Origin of the sequence: Streptomyces sp. NPDC021100, assembly GCF_044333095.1 — a bacterium.
Lineage (GTDB): Bacteria > Actinomycetota > Actinomycetes > Streptomycetales > Streptomycetaceae > Streptomyces.
Window position 1 is genome coordinate 72,215 of record NZ_JBIRQH010000008.1, and the last position, 20,600, is coordinate 92,814.

Consider the following 20,600-nt stretch of genomic DNA (forward strand, 5'->3'; position numbering starts at 1 on the left):
ACCATCATCCGACGCGTCCGGAGGCGCCGATGTCCTACGTCATCTCCGACGAAACCCACCGGAACCTGCTCTCCCGAATCCCCCACTGCACCGGCCGAGAAGTCGCCGACTGGCTGCGCACGGTCGACGAAGGCCCATCCCTGTCCCGGTTCGAGGAGAAGGTGAGCTGGCTGCGCGGAGAGCACGGTCTCGCCTACGGCCACGCCAAGGCGATCGTGCACGAGTACGACCTCCGACGGGCCGCGCGCAGGCTCCTGTAGCCCTGTGGCCGTGAGCGGCCGGTCCGCATCCCGCAACGCGGAGAGAATCCCGCACGGACGATCCCGCACAGACGGGCGGGGCCCGGGAAGGCATCGCCTTCCCGGGCCCCGCTTCGTCTCGCGTCCCCCCGGGGACTAGTCGTCGCTCATCACCAGGGCGATGACCCGCAGCAGCTCGGTGTAGATCCACACCAGCGACAGCGTCAGACCGAACGCGGCCAGCCACGACTCCTCGCGCGGGGCGCCGTACTGGACGCCGTCCTCGACCTGCTTGAAGTCGAGCGCCAGGAACGCGGCACCGATCAGCACGCCGACGACGCCGACGAGGATGCCCACCGGGCCGGTGCGGAAGCCGAGGCCGTTGCCGCCGCCGAATACGGCGAACAGCATGTTGACGACGCCCAGCAGCAGGAAGCCGATCGCGGCACCGGCCACGAAGCGGACGAACCTGCGGTTCACGTTGATGATCCGGGCCCGGTAGGCGAAGAGGACACCGGCGAACACTGCCACCGTGCCCAGCACCGCCTGCATCGGGGCGCCCTTGGCGACCTCGTTGTACGCCTGGCTGATCACACCGAGGAACAGGCCCTCGAACGCCGCGTAGGCCAGGATCAGCGCCGGGGACGGCTTGGCCTTGAACGACTGGACGAGGCCCAGCACCATCGCGATCACCGCGGCACCGAAGCCGAGGCCGACCGGCAGCTTGAGCGCCCACGCCGCGCCGGCCGCGACGATGACCAGGCCCAGCGTGATGGCGGTGCGGCTGACGACGTCGTCCATCGTCATGGCGCCCGGGCGGGCCGGGGCCTGCGGCATCCCCTGCTGGAGATCGGGGGCGCCCTGCGCGTACGGGTTGGTGGGCTGGCCGTACGGGTTGCCCGCGTACGGGTCGGCCGGCTGCGCGTACGGGTTGTTCGCGTAGGGGTTTCCCTGCGTCGCGGACCCGGACGGCGGTGCCGCGTTGAAGTTCGCGTAGCCGCCTCCGGGAGTGAACCCCCGTCGCGAGAAGACCGGGTTCCTGCTCCTCATTTCACTCCTCCATGGCCACCCTGCGCGGCCTTGCCGTCAAGGGTAATGGGTAGGCAAAAGAATGACCCTCGTGCTGTGGGACGATCTTTTGCCGTACCCCTCTCCTACCAGAGAACGCGATACGCAAACGACGGGTTCCACGCGGACGGCCGAAAGCCGGGCGGCCCGTCCGAAGACGGCCCGCCCGGCCCGTTCCCACCCGCCGTACGTCCGGTCAGCCGGCGACGGCGTTCACCCGGACCGCCATGTTCCCGGACGGGTGCCGGTTCTCGTACATCAGCTGGTGCGCCCGGCCGGTGTCGGCGAAATCACCGGTCCAGGACAGGCACGGGTCGAGTTTTCCGCTCGCGGCGAGTTCGATGACCTGGCGGCACTGCCGGATGTTCGCGAAGTGGGAGCCCTGCAGCCGCTTCTGCCGCATCCAGAGGAATCGCAGGTCGAGGTCGCCGTTGTAACCGCTGGTGCCCCCGCAGATGACCACCATTCCGGCGGTGTCGCACAAATACATCGACGTGGGAATGGTGTTCTGCCCGCTGTGTTCCAGAACGATCCGGGGCGCCCGGCGTTCGCCCAGGATCTCCCAGAACCGGTTGCCGAAGGCGCGGGCGCCCTTCATCCATTTCGCCATGGCGGCGTCGTCCGAGGTGTCGGGGAGCCGGCCCCAGTGGTCGAAGTCGTTGCGGTTGATGAAGCCCTCCGCGCCGAGCTCCAGGCAGTGCTTGCCGCGCTCGTCGTCCGAGACCACGGCCACGGGGATGCCGCCGCGGATCCGGGTGATCTGGATGGCCATCGAGCCGAGGCCGCCGGCGCCGCCCCAGATCAGCACCGGGTCGCCGGGCTCCACGGTGTGCGGGGCCCAGCCGCAGAGCTGGCGGTAGGCGGTGGCGCCGGTCAGCAGGAAGCAGGCCGCCTCCTCCCAGGAGAGGTTCTTCGGCTTGGGGTGGCACTGGAAGTCCTTGACCAGCGCGTACTGGGCGAAGGTGCCGTAGTTGGTCTCGTAGCCCCACGCCTTCTGGGTGACCGACGTCATCGGGTCGGCGCCCAGCCGGATGTCCTCGGCGGTCTCGTCCCAGGTGCAGCCGGAGAGGGTGACCTCGTCACCGACCTTGACGGAGGTGACGCCCTCCCCCACGGCCCAGACGATGCCGGAGCCCTCGGAGCCGCCGATGTGGAAGTCCTCGGGCTCCCCCTTCTTCCGCCGGCCGGCCACCACGTCGTACGGGTAGCCGAGGGACGCCCACACGTTGTTGTAGTTGATGCCCGCGGCCATGACGTAGACGAGCACCTGCCCGCGGCCGACCGCCGGCACGTCCACGACCTCCATGGCGAAGCCCTGGGACGGCGGCCCGTAGCGCTCCGGGCGGATGACCGACGCGTGCATCCGCGCCGGAACCTCGCCCAGGGGCGGCATCTCGCCGATGTCGTACAGGTCCTTGGTCAACTCTTCCTCCACGTCGGGTGACTGGCGTCACATGCGTCATGCGGTACAAGGGGTGCCGGTGCTTCAGGCAGGGATCTCCGCCGCCAGCTCCCGGGCCAGGGACGCGGTGGTGGTGCCGCGGGCCAGGCGGGCGACGGGGAGGGCGACGCCCAGCTCCCGTTCGAGCCGTTTGCGCAGCTCCGTGGCCATGAGCGAGTCCATGCCGAGCCGGCTGAACGGCTTGTTCACGTCGAGGCGGCCCACGCGCATGCCCAGGACCTCCGCGACGTGCCCGGCCACCCGCTCGGCGACCGGCCGGTCGGCGGCGGGGGCCTCGGCGGGTGCGGCGGCCGTCGCCTCGGGAGCGGCGGACGCGGCGGGAGCGACGGACGCGGCGGCGGCGACGGGCGCGGCGGGAGCCACGTGCACCTCCGCCGCCACGGGCTCGGCGGCCCGCACGCGCGCCGGAGCCGGCGTCGCCTCCCCGCGTACCGCCCCCGCCGTGATGCGCAGGCTGCCGCGCAGCTCGATCACGAACCCGCTCGCCGGGTCCGTCAGCCGCAGTTCACCGGTCAGTTCGACGCCCTGGTCCGCCGCGTTCGCCGCGGCCCGCCGCCCGCCCGTCTCGTCCGCCCGCGCGTGCTCGGTCACCACGGTCCCGTCCTCGCTCACTTCGCTCACGTGCTCCGGTTTCTCGGTGTCGTCCGTCGGGGGGTTGCCGACGGGCATGCCCTTCGCCTCCGCCACGGCCCGGCCGGCCGCGTCGAAGAGGACGGTGTCCAGGGCGAGCGCCCCGCCGGCGCCCTCGGTGATCCGGCAGACCGTCCACAGCTCCTCGGTCGCCTCGCCCGTCACCGCGAACCCGGTGAGGTGCGGGGAGAGCAGCGACGGGTCGGGCAGCAGGGCCAGGGCGGGCTGGTAGGCGGACCGGACGAGCTCGGGGTGGACGGGGTGGCCGGGCCGGGGTTCCGTCCCGGCGGGCCGGCGCAGCCGGGCGACGGCCTCGCCGCGTCCGAGCCAGACCTCCTCCAGGACGGGCCGGAGGGCGCCGGCCGCCGGGACGCGCCGCCGGAAGGCGTCGCCGTCGAGGCGCTCCGGGCAGCGGGCGAGGACGGCGGCGGGCGGCTCGTGCCCGGCGCTCCCGAGGCCGACGGAGGCGGTGCCCCGGGCGCGCCCGGTCCACTCCGCCGCGCCGTCGGCCCGGCTCTCGACGGTGAACGTCCACTCCCCGTCCGCCGCGCCCGGCGTGACGACGGCCCGCAGCACGGCGGCCGTCCCGGGCGGGACGAGGAGGGCCTCCCCGATGTCGGCGGCGGTGAGCCGGACGTCCTCCGCGCCGGCGGCCCGGGCCACAGCGGTCCGCGCGGCCTCGACGCACTCGGGGCCGTGGACGACGGCCGCTCCGCCGTCGGGTGCGGGCGGCGGCAGGAACGGCGTCCCCGGCTCGTCCAGCCGGAACTCGTACGTCCGGGGCAGCGCGTCCAGGTCCTCCACCCAGTGGCTCTCCCGCTGCCAGGGGTAGGCGGGCAGCGGGACGCACCGGCCGCCGCCGTACAGGGCGGTCCAGTCGACGGGCGCCCCCGCCTCGTACACCCGGCCGAGGTGGCCGAGGAGCGTCTCGCGCTCGGGCTGGTCGCGCAGCAGGGAGCCGACGGCGGTGCCGGGGAGGCCGGCGTCGGCCAGGGTCTCCTGGACGGCCTTGGAGAGGACGGGGTGCGGGCTGATCTCGACGAAGACGGTCTCGCCGGCCTCGGCGGTGGCGAGCACGGCCTCGTGGAAGTGGACGCGGCCGCGGATGTTGCGGGTCCAGTACGCGGCGTCGAGGCCGGAGCCGTCGACGAGTTCGCCGGTGACGGTGGAGCGCATCGGGACCGTCCCGGCGCGGGGCGCGAGCTCCCGGAGCTCGTGGGCGAGCTCGTCGAGCAGCGGGTCCATGCGGGAGCAGTGGGAGGCGGCCTCGGCCTTCATGACGCGGCAGAAGACGTCGCGGGCGTCCAGCTCGGCCTTGATCTTCTCGATGCCCTCGACCTCGCCGGCGAGGACGGTGGTGCGGGGGCCGTTGCTGGCCGCGACCGCGACGTCGACGGCGAGTTCGACGATGAGCCGGTCGGCCTCGTCGGCGGTGAGGGCGGCCACCGACATCGTCCCCTGGCCGGCGACGCGGTCGCGGATGAGCCGGGCGCGGCGGCAGACGACCGCGGCGGCGTCGGCGTGGCTCAGCGCCCCGGCGACGCAGGCGGCGGCGGACTCGCCCATGCTGTGGCCGAGGACGACGTCGGGTTCGACGCCCCAGGCGCGCCAGGTCTCGGCGAGCGACACCTGTACCGCCCACAGGACGGGGTGGACGACGGCGACGGTCTCGTGCACCAGGTCGGTGCCGTCGGTGAGGCGGTCGATGACGGACCAGCCGGTCTCGGCGCGGACGGCCTCGTCGCAGCGGATCAGGGACGCGCTGAACGCCGGGGAGGCGTCCATGAGTTCGCGGGCCATGCCGATCCACTGGGAGCCGTGGCCGGAGAAGACGAAGGCGACGCGCGGGCGGCCCGCGTAGCCGGCGTCTGACGCGTCCTCGGCGGCCTCGCGCAGCCGCGCGGCCAGCGCCTCGGACGTGTCCCCGACGACGGCCGCCCGGCAGTCGTGGTGGGCGCGGCGGACGGCGGCGGTGTGGCAGAGGTCGGTGAGGGGAGCGGCGCGGCCTGCGGTTTCGAGGTGGCCGGCCAGGTCCAGCAGGCGCTGCCGCAAGGCCTCGGGGGAGGCGGCGGAGACGGGCAGCAGGTGCGCGGCGCCGCGCTCGGCGCCGGCCGGCCGCCCGGCGGGCTCCACGCCCGGCCCGGCCTCGGTGAGGACGACGTGCACGTTGGTGCCGGAGACGCCGAACCCGCTCACGCCGGCGGTCAGCGGCCGGCCCTCGGCGGCGAGCGGCACCGCGCCGGCGTGCGGGAGGTCCAGGCCGGCGGTGTCCCAGTCGACGGCGGGGGTGCGTTCGGTGACGTGCAGGGTGCGGGGGACGGTGCGGTGCTGGAGGGCGAGGACGGTCTTGATCAGGCCGAGGACGCCGGCGGCGGCGCCGGTGTGCCCGATGTTGCTCTTGACCGAGCCGACGAGCAGCGGCGCGACGCGGTCTGCGCGGGTGTCGCCCAGGACGGCGGCGATGGCGCCGAGTTCGACGGGGTCGCCGGCGCGCGTGCCGGTACCGTGGGCCTCGATGTAGTCGACGTCCGTGATCGGGATCCCGGCGTGCTCGTAAGCGAGCTCCAGCATCTGCCGCTGGCCGCTCAGCGCCGGGTTGATCATGGTGTCGCTGCCGGCGCCGTCGTTGTTGACGCTCCAGCCGCGGATGACGGCCCGTACGGGGTCGCCGTCGGCGAGCGCGCGGTCCAGCGGCTTGAGGATCACAGCGCCGACGCCCTCGCTGAACACGAAGCCGTCGGCGGAGGCGTCGCCGAAGCGGCAGTTGTCCGAGAAGACGTTCGCGTCGACGAAGCCGTGGTTCTCGGTGTTGGTGAGCAGCAGCTGGGAGCCGCCGGCGATGGCCACCGTGGACTCTCCGGTGGCGAGGCTCTGGCAGGCGAGGGCGAGGGCGGTCAGCGAGGACGAGCAGGCGGTGTCCACGGAGAGGCCGGGGCCGGTGACGTCCAGGGCGAAGGAGACGCGGCCGGTGGTGGTGGACCGGGAGCCGGCGCCGAGCGAGGCGTGGATGTCCGGGTGGCCGACGGACTGCTGGAGCTCCCAGTAGTGGACGTTGGTGGTGCCCACCCAGACGCCGGTGCGGGTGCCGGCCAGGGCGGAGGTGTCCTGTCCGGCGTCCTCCAGCGCCTCCCAGACGGCCTCCATGAACAGCCGCTGCTGCGGGTCCATGCCCGCCGCCTCGCGCGGGGAGATCCCGAAGAACGCGGCGTCGAAGCGGTCCACGTCGTCCAGCAGTCCGGAGCGGACGCGGGCGCCCGGAATCTCGTACGGCCGCCCGAAGCGGGACGACGGCACGTCACGCACCGTGCAGGTCTCGTCCGTCAGCAAGCGCCAGAACGCGTCGGGGCCGTCGGCGCCGGGCACCCGGCAGCCGATGCCCACAACGGCTATGGGAGCGGGCCGCGCCCCGTCGTATTCGCCCATGGTGTACGTGACTTCCTCGATTTCGGCTCGATTCCGGGGCCCGCGCGGCCGGTGCCGGCGCGGGTTCGGTCTCCGACTCTCGGATACGTCACGACTTTCGGGGGTGGAACGGGGTGGTTCAACGGGCCGGTCCGGAACCTGCCGGGCGGTCCGCGGAATGGCGTGAATTCCCTGCCGTGCTGCGGCCGGTGGTGGCAGCTTCCTGCCTCCGATTCACCTGGATGTCACGTCCGGGGACTTATGCGCGCAACAAACCGGCGCCGGCCGCGTAGAGGCCCGCCTGGAATCGGGAGCGGGCGCCGAGCAGCCGCATGATGTCGGCGACGCGGCGGCGGTAGGTGCGGACGGAGATGTCGAGTTCGCGGGCGGCCACCTCGTCCGTGTAGCCCTCGCCGAGCATGCGCAGGATGCGGGCGCCGGAGTCGCGGCGCAGGCACTCCTGGAGGCGCTGGTAGCGGGTCAGGGGGGCGGCCCGGTACCAGGCCGTCATGAGGATGTCGTACAGCGCGCGGACCACGCTGGGGGCCCGGACGAGCGACGCCTCGGCGCCGAACACGGTGGCCTCACCTGCCCTGACCAGCGCGACTCGCTGGTCGATGACGGCCGCCGCGTGCCGCACGCCCGCGGCCAGCCGGATCTCCACGCCGTCCAGCAGTGTCTCCAGCCCGGCCAGCCGGGCGTCGGAGGCCAGTTCGGGCGGGGCGAGGACCCGCACCCGGGTGTCGTCCGGGTGCCGGCCGGCCAGCGCCTCCAGCGCGTCGGTCACCAGCCGCAGGGCGTCGCCCGCGGGCGGGACCAGGAGGGTCACCGACGTCTCCGCCCGGCGCACCAGGTCGATGAGCGCGTCGACGGCGACGGCGCGGTCGCCGATGACCGCGAGGCTCGATTCCTCCAGCGCCCGGATCTGTGTGTTCTGCATCACGGATTCGATGAGCGGGCGCATTTGTAAAAGGACTTGGTCGACGTCTCCGGGTGGTGTGTCGCCCCCGGTCGGCGAACTGCCGGCGGTGTCCCGCTCGCACGGGTCCGTGAGCACGTGATCCGGGACCATGTAAAGGGAATTGGGAATACGCATGCACGCCCCAGTGAGTTTCTTTGCGACCCGTCCGGATGGCGGGCCTCCGCTGTAACCGCCGGTATGGAACGGAAGGCGGCCGGAAGGGGCCGGAAAAGGCCGGTGGGGAACGGGGAATGCACGGGCCACCGCCCCGCCGGACGTCCGGGCCGCCCGCCCCACCCACCCCTCCTTCCCCAGCGATCACAACGCTACCGATCAGTAACGCTACATACCGTAGCGTTCGAGCGTCAACGCGCCGCAGTGGGCCGACAGTTGCCATTCGGCCAGGCGGCCGACACCGCATCCGTCGCGGCCGAATTCTTGCGCGCTGCGCAAACTTGCGGGCTCCGCAGGTTTCTGCGACGGTGAGGGACATGAACACCAGGGCCGCGAGAACGGCGGCACGGCGGGAGCCCTCCGGGCCGACGCCCGCGGAACATCCCCCAGAGCCCCGGAATCCCGGGCTCCGGGAGCGGAAGAAGCAGGCCACACGGACGGCGCTCGGCCTCGCGGCGCTGCGGCTCGCCGCCGAGCGCGGCTGGGCGGCCGTCCGGGTGGAGGACATCGCGGCCGAGGCCGGCGTCTCGGCCCGGACGTTCAACAACTACTTCTCCAGCAAGGAGGAGGCCGTCATGGCCTCCGGCACCGAACGGGCCGAACGGATCCGCGCGGCGCTCGCCGCCCGCCCGCCGGAGGAACCGCTGTGGGACGCCCTCACGCACGCCTTCGCCACCGTGCTGGAGGAGCTCTCCGCCGTCGACCCCGGCACCCTCCTGCGCGCGCGGCTGGCCCTGGCCCACGCGCAACTGGCGGCGGAACAGGTCCGCTTCGAGGCCGACATGGCCGCCACCCTGGCCACCGAGATCGCCCGCCGCACCGGCACCGACCCCGAGCACGACCTCTACCCGCTGCTCGCCGCCACGGTCGCGCTCACCACGACCCGGCTCACCTTCGAGCACTGGGTGCGCACCGGATCCCGTACGCCCGTCGCCGAGGCGGTGCGCCGGGAACTGGAGCGCGTACGCGTCGAACCCTGACCGGCCGCCCCGCCCGTACGCCCCCGCCATGCCTCGGCACCACCCGGCGCGCGGCCTCGGCGAGGGGCGCGGGGGCGCGCGGAGGGAGGAGTGGCCCGGCCGGGCCGTCGGCCGCGCGAGGCAGGCGGGCGGCGCTCGCCGGAGCCCGGACGGCCGGTGGGGCGCCGACGCCGCGCCCGCCGGGCCACCGGACGCGGGGGGGGCGCGACCGGCAGCGCGGCCCGGAGCCCCGTCGCCGGCACCTCCGGCAGCGCGCGTGCGGGCCGGCGCCCGTACACGGGCGGTACGTCCGCGAGCCGACACCGGAACACCGGCGGTACGCCCGCGGTGCCCCAGCGGACCGGCGGCGACACCGCGGCGAACGTCCGCGGCACGTCGGCAGCACAGCACGCGAGCACCTCAGCACGCGCGACACCTCGGCACCACAACAGGCGTAACACCTCAGCACCACAGCAGGCGCAGCACCCGGCACCACAAGCACACGCAGCACCCGGCACCACAAGCACACGCAGCACTCGGCACCACAGCATGCGCAGCACCCAGCACGGCACCAGGAGCACGTCACCCGCCCCGAGGGGAACTCCCATGTCCCGTACACCCATTGATACGACCGGCGCCACCGCCGCCCGCACCGACGAGCCTCAGGGCGCCGCCCCCGATCCGGCCGATCCCGCCGCCGAAGCGGCGGCGGGCTGGCGGAAGGTCCCGGTCCTGATCGTCGGACTCACCGCCCTGCTCGCCGCCATGCTGACGGCCTTCGCCCTGCCGGCGGTCAACTCCGGCCCACACGAGGTGCCGATCGCGGTCGCGGGCCCGGGCCCGGTGGCCGACCGGGTCGCGGACCGCCTGGCGGAGGCCCGGCCCGGCGCGTTCCGCGTCACGAAGGTGCCGGACGCGGCCGCCGCCCGGCAGCGGATCGACGACCGGAAGGCGTACGGCGCGGTGGTCCTCGGCACGGCGCCCGGCGACAAGCCCGAGGTGCTGGTCGCCACCACGGCCGGCCCGTCCGTCGCCGCCACCCTGCGCGCCCTCGCGCCGTCCCTCGACCCGTCCGCGCCCCGGCCCTCCGTGGCCGTGCACGACCTGCACCCGCCGACGAAGGACGACCCCAACGCGGCCGGACTCGCCGCCGGCGCCCTGCCGTTGGTGCTGGGCGGCTACCTGGCGACCGTCGCCATCGTGATGCTGCTCCGCCGCCCGGCCCAGCGGGCCGCGACTTCCCTCGGCTTCTCGGTCCTCGCCGGCTTCGCCCTCAGCGCCGTGATCCAGTACGGGTTCGGGGTCACGGACGGCGACTACGTGCTGATCGCCCTCGCCGTCACCTTCAGCACCGCGGCCACCTCCGTCACCATCATGGGCCTCCACTCGCTGCTCGGCGGGCCCGGCCTCGGCCTCGGCGCGGCCATGATGATCTTCCTTGGCAACCCGCTGTCCGGCTTGGCCTCCGGGCCGGAGTGGCTGCCCTCCGGCTGGGGAACGTTCGGCCAGTTCCTGCCGCCCGGCGCGGGCGGCACCCTGCTGCGCTCGACGGCCTTCTTCGACGGCGCGGGGTGCGGGCGGGCCCTGGTCGTGCTGTCCTGCTGGCTGGTCGGCGGGCTCGCGCTCTTCGCGGTGGGGTCGCGGCGGGCCACGGCGGTGCGGGTGAAGGCTTCCTGAGCCCCGGGCCCGCCCTTTCACGGTTTCTGCGGGGGCTCCGCCCCCCCACACACCCCCGAAGCGCCCTACGGGCGCTGTCCTCAGACGCCGGACGGGCTATGTAGCCCGTCCGGCGTTTGAGGACGAGCGGCGAAGGGGCGGGACCGGGGCTCACCCCTCCACGAACGCCACCACCCGCGCGGGAGCCGCACTCGTCCCCGTGAGCTTCAGCGGGAAGAACCCGACCATGAACCCACTCAACGGCAGCGCCCCGAGGTTCACCAACTGCTGGACGATGAACGCCTCCTTGTCCTGGATCGCGTAATGCCCGTCCCAGATGTGCCCGGGGTCGCGCGTCTCCTGAAAAGCCCGCCGCATCGCCGGAATGGGCCGGTCCCACCCGATGGCGTCCGTCCCCAGGACGGTGGCCCCCAGCCCGGTGAGGTACCGCGTCCCCGCCCCCGACATGCCCGGATAGGCGAAGTACTCCGGCTCGCCCAGCCGGTACCGCTCCTGCCCGGTCCTGATGAGCACCGCGTCACCCGGCTCGACGTCCCGCCCGGTCGCCGCGATGGCCTGCTTCAGGGCCTCGACCGGAATGGCCTCCCCCGGCTTCGCCCAGGCCCGTACGTCGAGGACCATGCCCGGCCGGTACAACTCCTCCAGGGAGATGTCGCTCAGCGTCCGGGACGGCCGGCCCTCGCACATGCGTCCGCTGTGCAGCGGGGCGTCCACGTGCGTCCCGCAGTGGGTGCTGATCTCGTGCATGACCTCCCCGGCCGGGCCCTCGCGCCCGGGGAGGTCGTCCGGGTCGCAGCCGAAGGAGGCGACCATGAAGTCCCGCCCCCACTCGTCGTGCGTGTGGTAGTCCATGCGCGGGGCGACGACCAGCGCCAGGTCCGGCATGCTCTCCGGGACGAGGTCGAGGTCGCGGGGGTCGATGGGGGAGGTGAGGTCGACGATGCGGCTCATGTCGCGGTACCAGCTCTCGGGTTGTCGGCTTCCGGGGGCCGGCCGATCAGCCCCCGCAGTTCGGTCTTGAGCACCTTTCCGTAGCTGTTCTTGGGCAGCGCGGCCACGAACAGGAAGCGGCGGGGCCGCTTGTAGCGGGCCATGCGGCCGAGGCAGTGCGCCTCCAGGGCGGCGTCGAGTCCGGCGGTCGCGCCGCCGTCGGCCCGCACCACGAAGGCGACGGGCAGTTCCCCCCACTCGGGGTCCGGCGCGCCGACCACCGCGGCCTCGGCGACGGCGGGGTGGCGCAGCAGGACCTCCTCCACTTCGCGGGGGTAGATGTTGGAACCCCCGGAGATGACCAGGTCCTTGGCCCGGTCGACGAGGGTGAGGAAGCCGTCGGCGTCCAGCCGGCCCAGGTCGCCGGTGTGCAGCCAGCCGCCGCGCAGGGTACGGGCGGTGGCCTCCGGCGCGTTCCAGTAGCCGGACATCACGGTGGCCCCGCGGACCAGCACCTCGCCGGTCGTCCCGGCCGGCACCTCCCGCCCGTCGGGGTCCGCCACCCGCACCTCGACGCCGGTCCGCGCCCGGCCGACGCTCGCCAGCCGGCGGCCCAGCGCCTCGGGGGCGTCCCCGGCGTGGTCCTCCGGGCGCAGGTGGGTGATGGTGCCGGGCGACTCCCCCTGCCCGTAGCCCTGCCAGAGCCGGCCGGCGCCGAAGCGGGCGACGACCCGCTCCAGGTCCTCCCGGTACATCGGCGCGCCGCCGTAGAGGATGCGGTGCACGCGCGGGACGAGATCGTCGGGCAGCAGGGCGGGGTCGAGCAGGCGGCGCAGGATCGTCGGCACCGCGAAGAACGTCACCGGGCCGAACGCGCGCAGCGCCTCTGACAGGGTGTCCGCGGTGACCGCGCCGCCGCGCGGGAAGACCTGGGCCCGGGCGCGGGCCACGTGGGCGAGGCCGAAGAGGCCGCCGGCGTGCGACATCGGGGCGATGTGCAGCATCGACGCCTCGACGCCGGCCCCGATGTCGGCGAGCGCGCTGTCGGTGGCGGCCCGCAGGTTGCCGTGGGTGAGGGTGGCGCCCTTGGGCCGGCCGGTGGTGCCGCTGGTGTAGAACAGCCACGCCGGCGCGTCGTCCGCCACATCGGCGGGCGGCCCCGGCCGCCCGGCGGTCGAGGAGAGCTCGTCGACGGCCACCAAGGCGGCCGGCCCGAGCCCCTGTTCACCCAGCGGATCGAGCAGTTCCCCGGTGGCGACGCAGACCCTCGCGCCGCAGTCCTCCACCAGCTGCGCGAACTCCCGGGGGTGCAGCCGGGCGTTCATCGGCACCGCCACCAGCCCGGCCCACCAGACGCCGAACAGCACCTCCGGGTAGCGCGGGGTGTTCCGCATGGCCAGCGCCACCCGGTCACCGGCCCGCAGCCCGTACTCCCGGAGCAGCGCCTCGCCGATCGCGGCGGCCCGCCCGGCGAGCCCCCGGTAGTCCCTGAGTACGTCCGCCCCTTCGCACACGGCGGGCGCGTCCGGCTGCCCGGCGGCGGCCCGGTACAGCAGATGCGCGACGTTGACGCACCCGGTGATCCGCTCGCGTGCTCCGGCACGCGGCACGTCGCCGTCCGTCCGGACACCCGCCGTCGGCTCCGCGACGCCCGCCGGCATCCCGCGCTCCCCGGCCGTTCCGGCGCCCGCCGGCCCGCCGCCGCCCGGCGCCGCCCTTCCCTCCCCTGCCGTTCCCCCCCTCACAGCCGCCTCCCCGGTGCCTCCAGGACGACCACCGCCGCCGCGGCCTCCTCGAAGTCCAGGAAGCCGCCGCCGTTCTCGGCGAGGCCGACGCGGGCGCCGGGGACCTGGCGGTCGCCCGCCTCGCCGCGGAGCTGGGTGACGAGTTCGTGGATCTGGCCGACGCCGGTGGCGCCGACGGGATGGCCGTTGCTCTCCAGACCGCCGGAGGTGTTGACCGGCAGCCGGCCGCCGAGGGCGGTCTCGCCGCGTTCGGCGGCGTGCGCGCCCTCCCCGTCCGGGACCAGGCCCAGCGCCTCCACCTGGAGCACCTCGCCGATGGCGGTGGCGTCGTGGACCTCCGCGAGCGAGACGTCGGACGGTCCGAGATGGGCCCGTTCGTACGCGGCGGCGGAGGCGAGGCGGGTGATCCGGCGGGCCTCCTCGTCGAGGGTCCGGCCGGTGCCGGAGGCGACGACGCTCGCCCGGATCCGTACCGCCCGGCCGGCGCCGAGCCGGCGGGCCGCGGCGGGCGAGCAGACGAGGGCCGCCGCGGCGCCGTCCCCGATGGGCGCGCACATGGGCTGGGTCAGCGGCGGGACGATCGGCCGCGCGGCCAGCACCTCGTCCACCGTCAGGGCCTCGCGGCGGGCGGCCCGCGGGTTGAGCGCGCCGTGCCGCCGGTTCTTGGCGGTGACGGCGGCGAGCCGCCGGGGGGTGAGGCCGGGGTGGCGGCGGCGGTAGTCGGCGGCGAGCGCGGCGTAGACGTCCATGAACACCGAGCGCCGGCCCGGCGGGGCCGCCTCCGCCCCCGCCGCCTCCCGCAGCGCCTTGAGCCCCTCCTCCCAGCGGGCGACGTCGAGCCCGCCGTGGAAGGCGGCGGCCAGCCGCTCCTCGTCGGCGCCGTACATCTTCTCGGCGCCGACGGCGAGGGCGAGGTCCGCCTCCCCCGCCCGGACGGCGGTGGCCGCCAGGTGGACGGCGGCGGTCCCGGAGGCGCAGGCGTTCTCGACGTTGAACACCGGGACGCCCGCCACCCCCGTGTCGCGCAGCGCCACCTGGCCGCGCACCAAGTGCTGCCCCTCCAGGGCGCCCTGGGTGGCGTTGGCGAAGAACACCGCGTCCACGGCGGCGGGTTCCACCCCGGCGTCGGCCAGGCACAGGGCGAGCGCCTCGCCCGCGAGCGCGCCGACGGTCAGGCCGGGGAACCGGCCGTACGCCGTGCGGCCGACGCCGAGCACGTACGCGTCGCTCATGACCCACCCGTGTCCCGCGCGGGCACCCGGACGGTGTTGCGGAGCACGCCGATGCCCTCGACCTCCAACTCGACCACGTCCCCGTCCCTCAGGTGCCGCCCGAGGTCGAACCCGGTGCCGGACGGGACGGTTCCGGAGCCGATGACCTCCCCGGCGTGCACCGCGCGGTCCCGGCTGAGGTGCACCACGGCGTCCTCGAAGGTGTGCTCCATCCCGTCGGTCGTGCCGCGCGACCACTCCTCGCCGTTGACCCGGGCGGTCATGGTCAGGGAGTACGGGTCGGTGAGCTCGTCGCGGGTCACGACGCACGGGCCGAGGGTGTTGGAGCCGGCGAAGTCCTTGCCCTCGCACGGCCCGACGCCGGCCCGCATGAGGACGGCCTGGAGGTCGCGGGCGCTCCAGTCGTTGAAGACGGTGTAGCCGAAGATGTGGGCGGGGGCGTCGGCGGGCTTGACGTCCCGGCCGGTCCGGCCCACCACCGCCGCGAACTCCAGTTCGAAGTCGAGCTCGCGCGATCCGGTGGGCGCGGTGATCTCGTCGTCCGGCCCGCTCACCGCCAGGTGGTCCGCCGTGTAGTACATGACCCGCTCCCGGAACAGCGGGCTCAGGTCGAACTTCCCGCTGGCCATCAGCCGCTCGAACTCCGCGGCCGGGTCGTCCGCCGCCGCGGCCTGCCGCCGGGCCAGTTCGCGCAGCCCGCTCTCCAGGTGGGCGATGAACAGCCCGCAGTCGCGCAGCCGCACCGGCCGGGGCAGCGGCGCCAGCGGCCGGACGTCGCCCCGGTCCCGTACGGCCTCGCCGGGCGGCCGTTCGCACAGCTCCCGCACCCGGTCGAGGCCGGCCTCGCCGGACTCGATCAGGGCCTGGAGGGAGGCGAGGCGCGGATCGTCGGGCGCGGCGGCGGTGAGGTCGAGGACGGCGCCGTCCGGGGCGTCGCCGCCCAGCAGGACGCCGGCGTGGGGCCGGCCCGGCGGAGGCGGTCCGGCGGAGTGCTTGCCTACGAACGTGATCAGGCGCATGACGGCTCCGATCGTGCGGTCGGTGGGTCCCGGGCGGACGGACGGGCACACGGGGAGGCCCGGGGTGGCGTGAATCGACCGGCGCGCGGCCGGCGAAGAGCGGTACGGGGAACGTGCGGCGACGTGCGGCTCGGAACGTGTCCCGCCACTTCTGCGGTGCGAGCCGCCGTACGCCAGGGCATTCAAGGTCCCCGGCTCCGCTCACCCGCGAAAACTGGACGGTGGTCCAATCGTTGAACGCCCGGCACAGACCGTCAAGTGGTGTGCGGGGATCGGTTTTCCGGACACCCCACGGAGAACGGTCGGCTAACGGCCGGGAAACGGAGGGATCCCTACCCCTTCGACCGCCCGAACCCCCGTGGAACAATCACCGCATGACTGGTCGTCGTGAGGAGTCCGCCCGGGAGAGCCGCCGGCGGCTGCTGGAGGCGGCGACGGAACTGGTCGCCGAGGGCGGCCCGCGGGCCGCCTCCGTGCAGGCCGTCGCCGACCGCGCGGGCATCAGCCGCGGCTCGGTCGCCTGGCACTTCGGCTCCAAGGAGGGCCTGATCGTCGAGGTGATCGGGCAGGCGTTCCACGCCGCCGAGGAGGAGTACCGCCGGGTGCTCCCGGAGACCGGACCGCTCACCTTCGACGCCCTGCTCGACGCCCACCTCACGGTGGTGGACGCGCCCTGCGGCCGGGTGTTCGCGACGGTCCTGCCGGAGGTCATGGGCGGGCCGGGCCCGCTGCGCGACGCTTATGTGCGGGGGTACGAGGGGACCCGCCGCGTCTGGATCGGCTACCTGGAGCGGATCACCGCCGGCACCCCGGGGCTGCCGGACGCCAAGAGCCTGGCCTCGCTGGTCTTCGGCAGCGGTGTGGGTGTGAACACGCTGCACGGCCTCGACGGCCTGGTGGACCGGGCGGAGGCGTTCGCCGCCCTCAGGACCCTCTTCGAGCTGGCGGGCGGGACGGCACCGGCCGCCGACGGCTGAGGCACGCGGGACGCCGGAGCACAACGGCCGACGACCGACGGCCCCGGTCGTACGGGCGGACCCCGGCCGTACGACCGGGGTCCGCCCGTCGCCGGGCACACACGCCCGCCCACAGGCGAACGGTGAACGTGCGGATGTGCCCGGAGCCGGACTCGAACCGGCACGGCCCGAAGGGCCAGCGAGGTTTAAGCTCGCCGTGTCTGCATTCCACCATCCGGGCGGGCCCTCGGGCCACGCGTGCACGGACGCGCGCGCGGGTTCCCTCGAGGAGAACAGGATGAGCCTATCCGGGTGGCGCCCCCCAAACAGCGGAACACTGACCAGAGGTTGTCTTATTTTATGGGCAACTGAGGAGCTGTCAGTGCAGCAATGACGCCATAGGCACATGCCAGCGGCCGATCCATCCCGTTCACCACCCCACCCGGGCACTCTCCCGGAATTGTCGCAATCTCGACTCCCCCCGCACCGCTCCGTAGCCGTTCCCTCACCGCCCGGCCGCTCCGGCGCGGGCGGCCTCGGCGGCGCCCTCATACCGGAGGATGACCCGGCCCCCCGCCCGTACCTCTGGAGACGGTCCCGCGAACGGGAGCCTGGTCTGATCCGGGCCGGGCAGGCGGACAGGACCATGGAATCACGTCCCGTTCCGCGTCCCGACAGGAGTGTCCCCCGTGACCACCAGCCCCTACGGCGCCCCGACCGCCGTCCGCACCGCCGAGGTGGCGGCCCGTGCCACGGATCTCACCAAGGTCTACGGCCAGGGCGAGACCCAGGTGGTCGCCCTGGACGCCGTGTCCGTGGACTTCCGCAGGGCCGAGTTCACCGCGATCATGGGGCCCTCGGGCTCGGGCAAGTCGACGCTGATGCACTGCATGGCCGGGCTGGACACGGTCTCCGGCGGCTCCGCCCGCATCGGGGACACCGAGCTCACCGCGCTCAACGACAAGAAGCTGACCCAGCTCCGCCGGGACAAGATCGGCTTCATCTTCCAGGCGTTCAACCTGCTCCCCACGCTCAACGCCCTGGAGAACATCACGCTGCCGATGGACATCGCCGGCCGCAAGCCCGACCAGAAGTGGCTGGACACCGTCGTGGACACCGTCGGTCTCTCCGGCCGGCTCAAGCACCGGCCGAACCAGCTCTCCGGCGGCCAGCAGCAGCGCGTCGCCGTCGCCCGCGCCCTCGCCGGGCGCCCCGAGATCATGTTCGCCGACGAGCCCACCGGCAACCTCGACTCCCGCTCCGGCGCCGAGGTCCTGGGCTTCCTCCGCAACTCGGTGCGTGAACTGGGCCAGACCGTCGTCATGGTCACCCACGACCCGGTCGCCGCCTCCTACGCCAACCGCGTCGTCTTCCTCGCCGACGGCCGCATCGTCGACGAGATGTACGAGCCGACCGCCGACGCCGTCCTGGACCGCATGAAGGCGTTCGACGCCAAGGGCCGGACCAGCTGAGCTCTTCCGGCAGCCACACCCGGCAGCCGGAAACGGACATCAGCCGACCAGACAACCCGAGCCCAGGACCACCTATGTTCCGTACCGCATTGCGCAACGTCCTCGCGCACAAAGCCCGACTGCTGATGACCGTCCTCGCCGTGATGCTCGGCGTGGCCTTCGTCTCCGGCACCCTCGTCTTCACCGAGACCTTCTCCTCCGCCCTCCAGAACAGCAGCCAGAAGGGCTTCGCCGGCGTCGACGTCGCCGTCCAGCCGCACAAGGACGACGACGACAAGGGCAAGCCCGGCGAGCCCCCGATGCTCACCCAGCGCCTGCTGGACAAGGCCGCGAAGGTGCCCGGCGCCGCCTCGGCCACCGGCAGCGTCGACGGCCAGGCCTACCTCGCGGGCAAGGACGGCGAGCTGGTGGGCTCGGGCTTCGCCCGCGCCGGCTCCAACTACTTCCCCGGCAAGGACGGCAAGGACGCCCGCTACCCGCTGACGTCCGGCCGGGCGCCGCAGCGCGCCGGCGAGATCGCCGTCGACGCCAAGACCGCCGAGCGCGCGGGCTTCAAGGTCGGCGACACCGTCCGGATGTCCGTCCGGGGCCCGGTCCTCAGCCAGAAGATCACCGGTGTCTTCACCACCGACAAGGGCCAGGTGTCGGCCGGCGGCACGCTCACCCTCTTCGACACCGCCACCGCCCAGAAGCTCTTCGCCAAGCCCGGCCGGTTCAACGAGATCGACGTCAAGGCCGCCCCCGGCACGTCCCAGGACAGGCTCAAGGCGGAGGTCGACAAGATCCTGCCGCGCGACGCCGAGGCCACCACCGGCAAGAAGCTGGCCGACGACGAGGCCGAGATGATCGCCCAGGGCATGGACGGGGTGAAGACCGGCCTGCTGGCCTTCGCCGGAATAGCGCTGTTCGTCGGCATCTTCATCATCGCCAACACCTTCACCATGCTGATCGCCCAGCGCACCAAGGAGCTCGCCCTGCTCCGCGCGGTCGGCGCCAGCCGCCGCCAGGTGACCCGCTCGGTGCTCGTCGAGGCGTTCGTCGTGGGCGCGGTCGCGGCCGTCGCCGGTCTGCTCGCCGGCATCGGGATCGGCGCCGGGATGAAGGCCCTGATGCCCTCCGACGCCATGCCGGCCGGTCCGCTCGTCGTCCCCCTGTCGGCGATCGTCTCCTCGCTCGCCGTCGGCATCCTGGTGACCATGCTCGCCGCCTGGCTGCCGGGCCGGCGCGCCGCGAAGATCCCGCCGGTGGCCGCCATGAACAGCGTCCACGCGGTGGCCACCACCAAGTCCCTGGTGGTCCGCAACACCATCGGCGCGCTCCTCACGGCCGCGGGCGTCGCGGTCTCCGCCGGGGCGAACGACAAGTCCGGCCTGGGGATCGGCGCGGGCCTGCTGGTCATCGGCGTGTTCGTGCTGACGCCGCTGCTCTCCCGCCCGCTGATCACCGCCCTGGGACCGGTGCTCCGCCGCTTCGGGATGCCCGGCAAGCTCGCCGGCCAGAACGCGGTCCGCAACCCGCGCCGCACGGCCGCGACCGCCTCCGCGCTGATGATCGGCCTCACCCTGATCACCGGCCTCACGGTCATCGGCAACAGCGTCCAGAAGGCCATCGACAAGATGGCGGCCGACTCGCTGAAGGCCGACTACGTCGTCGTCATGGCCAACATGCACGACCTCTCCCCCGACATCGCCAGGAAACTGGCGACGCAGCCCGGCGTCACCGCCGTCAGCTCCCTGCGGCAGTCGCCCGCCCGCGTCGACGGCGACAGCGAGTACCTGACCGGCGTGGACGCCGCGAGCATCGGCAAGCTCACCCGGGTCGACTTCTCGACCGGCTCGTACGCGGCGCTGTCCCAGCGGCAGCGGGTGGTCGTGGACGACGCGACGGCCAAGAGCCACCACTGGAAGGCCGGTTCGTCCTTCGAGGTCACCTACGAGGACGGCGAGAAGGGCCGGTTGACGGTCGGCGGGATCTTCAAGGGCAACGACATGCTCAAGGGGATCATGGTCGACAACCCGACCCTGACCCCGCACATGCCCGAGCTCGTCGACCGCCAGGTCCTGGTCAAGACCGACAAGGGAGCGAGCGCCTCGGCCAAGAAGTCACTGCGGAAGGCCCTCGGCGACAACCCGGCCATCCAGGTCCAGGACAAGGACGACATCTCGCGCGAGGTCGCGTCGATGATCAGCATGATGCTGAACATCCTCTACGGCCTGCTCGCCATGGCGGTGATCGTCGCGGTGCTGGGCGTCGTCAACACCCTCGCGATGTCCGTCTTCGAACGCCGGCAGGAGATCGGCATGCTGCGGGCCATCGGCCTGGACCGCAGCGGCATCAAGCGGATGGTCCGCCTGGAGTCGGTGGTCATCTCGCTCTTCGGCGGGGTGCTGGGCATCGTCCTCGGCGTCTTCTTCGGCTGGGCCGCGGGCGAGCAGATCGCCACCAGCATGGCCACCTACGAAATGGCCCTGCCCTGGGGCCGGATCCTCCTGTTCCTGCTGCTGGCCGCCGTGGTCGGCGTGCTGGCGGCGCTCTGGCCGGCCCGCCGGGCGGCGCGGCTGAACATGCTGTCCGCCATCAAGGCCGACTGACGGCGCTGTCCGCCGTCCGGGCCGACTGACGGCCCCGATCGCCCGGAGGGCCCGGTTCCGCTACGGAACCGGGCCCTCCGGCG

The 20,600-nt window shown here is 73.7% G+C and carries 14 protein-coding genes and 1 tRNA gene; 6 read left to right on the top strand and 9 right to left on the bottom strand.

The annotated features are described in order from the left end of the window. Positions 1-29 precede the first annotated feature (29 nt). On the top strand, positions 30-260 hold the full coding sequence (locus tag ACH4PU_RS17220; RefSeq protein WP_004951205.1) for a DUF4287 domain-containing protein: 231 nt from the start codon (positions 30-32) through the stop codon (positions 258-260). Positions 261-395: 135 nt separating this feature from the next. Here the strand turns inward: ACH4PU_RS17220 and ACH4PU_RS17225 are convergent, their stop codons facing one another. The 4 genes from ACH4PU_RS17225 to ACH4PU_RS17240 all read right to left on the bottom strand — a co-directional run bounded on the left by ACH4PU_RS17225 (position 396) and on the right by ACH4PU_RS17240 (position 7,741). Then, positions 396-1,289 carry a Bax inhibitor-1/YccA family protein gene (locus ACH4PU_RS17225; protein WP_398272304.1) on the bottom strand — a complete coding sequence of 298 codons (894 nt, stop codon included), beginning with the start codon at positions 1,287-1,289 and terminating at the stop codon, positions 396-398. A gap of 214 nt (positions 1,290-1,503) precedes the next feature. Then, positions 1,504-2,730 (bottom strand): crotonyl-CoA carboxylase/reductase, encoded by a 1,227-nt coding sequence (ccrA, locus tag ACH4PU_RS17230; protein ID WP_398272306.1) that lies wholly within the window; start codon positions 2,728-2,730, stop codon positions 1,504-1,506. Positions 2,731-2,793: 63 nt separating this feature from the next. Further along, on the bottom strand, positions 2,794-6,822 hold the full coding sequence (locus ACH4PU_RS17235; protein ID WP_398272309.1) for a type I polyketide synthase: 4,029 nt from the start codon (positions 6,820-6,822) through the stop codon (positions 2,794-2,796). Positions 6,823-7,060: 238 nt separating this feature from the next. Continuing rightward, positions 7,061-7,741 (bottom strand): hypothetical protein, encoded by a 681-nt coding sequence (locus ACH4PU_RS17240; RefSeq protein ID WP_398272311.1) that lies wholly within the window; start codon positions 7,739-7,741, stop codon positions 7,061-7,063. Between the two features lie 512 nt (positions 7,742-8,253). On the opposite strand from ACH4PU_RS17240, the gene ACH4PU_RS17245 reads away from it, so the two are divergent. After that, the gene (locus tag ACH4PU_RS17245; protein ID WP_398272314.1) at positions 8,254-8,916 is read left to right on the top strand and encodes a TetR/AcrR family transcriptional regulator; all 663 of its coding nucleotides are present in this window, start codon (positions 8,254-8,256) and stop codon (positions 8,914-8,916) included. A 585-nt stretch (positions 8,917-9,501) separates the two neighbouring features. Beyond that, positions 9,502-10,572, top strand: coding sequence for a hypothetical protein (locus tag ACH4PU_RS17250; RefSeq protein WP_398272316.1), 1,071 nt, complete (start codon positions 9,502-9,504; stop codon positions 10,570-10,572). 150 nt (positions 10,573-10,722) lie between these two features. On the opposite strand, the gene ACH4PU_RS17255 is transcribed toward ACH4PU_RS17250, so the two are convergent. The 4 genes from ACH4PU_RS17255 to ACH4PU_RS17270 all read right to left on the bottom strand — a co-directional run bounded on the left by ACH4PU_RS17255 (position 10,723) and on the right by ACH4PU_RS17270 (position 15,498). Further along, positions 10,723-11,523 carry a cyclase family protein gene (locus ACH4PU_RS17255; RefSeq protein ID WP_398272318.1) on the bottom strand — a complete coding sequence of 267 codons (801 nt, stop codon included), beginning with the start codon at positions 11,521-11,523 and terminating at the stop codon, positions 10,723-10,725. Continuing rightward, complete coding sequence (locus ACH4PU_RS17260; RefSeq protein ID WP_398272320.1) at positions 11,520-13,163, bottom strand: class I adenylate-forming enzyme family protein; 1,644 nt, start codon at positions 13,161-13,163, stop codon at positions 11,520-11,522. The genes ACH4PU_RS17255 and ACH4PU_RS17260 overlap by 4 nt, the downstream gene beginning before the upstream one ends. Before the next feature lie 80 nt (positions 13,164-13,243). Then, positions 13,244-14,479, bottom strand: coding sequence for a thiolase family protein (locus ACH4PU_RS17265; RefSeq protein ID WP_398272323.1), 1,236 nt, complete (start codon positions 14,477-14,479; stop codon positions 13,244-13,246). Continuing rightward, on the bottom strand, positions 14,476-15,498 hold the full coding sequence (locus ACH4PU_RS17270) for a fumarylacetoacetate hydrolase family protein (RefSeq protein WP_398272325.1): 1,023 nt from the start codon (positions 15,496-15,498) through the stop codon (positions 14,476-14,478). Before ACH4PU_RS17270 ends, ACH4PU_RS17265 begins: the two co-directional genes overlap by 4 nt. Positions 15,499-15,872: 374 nt before the next feature. On the opposite strand from ACH4PU_RS17270, the gene ACH4PU_RS17275 reads away from it, so the two are divergent. Next, positions 15,873-16,475 (top strand): TetR/AcrR family transcriptional regulator, encoded by a 603-nt coding sequence (locus tag ACH4PU_RS17275; protein ID WP_185942695.1) that lies wholly within the window; start codon positions 15,873-15,875, stop codon positions 16,473-16,475. A gap of 137 nt (positions 16,476-16,612) precedes the next feature. On the opposite strand, the gene ACH4PU_RS17280 is transcribed toward ACH4PU_RS17275, so the two are convergent. Continuing rightward, positions 16,613-16,695, bottom strand: a tRNA-Leu gene (locus ACH4PU_RS17280). A 448-nt stretch (positions 16,696-17,143) separates the two neighbouring features. On the opposite strand from ACH4PU_RS17280, the gene ACH4PU_RS17285 reads away from it, so the two are divergent. Both ACH4PU_RS17285 and ACH4PU_RS17290 read left to right on the top strand, forming a co-directional pair. After that, positions 17,144-17,926, top strand: a complete 783-nt coding sequence (locus ACH4PU_RS17285) for an ABC transporter ATP-binding protein (protein WP_185942694.1) — start codon at positions 17,144-17,146, stop codon at positions 17,924-17,926. A 74-nt stretch (positions 17,927-18,000) separates the two neighbouring features. Beyond that, the gene (locus ACH4PU_RS17290) at positions 18,001-20,517 is read left to right on the top strand and encodes an ABC transporter permease (RefSeq protein WP_398272329.1); all 2,517 of its coding nucleotides are present in this window, start codon (positions 18,001-18,003) and stop codon (positions 20,515-20,517) included. Positions 20,518-20,600 lie beyond the last annotated feature (83 nt).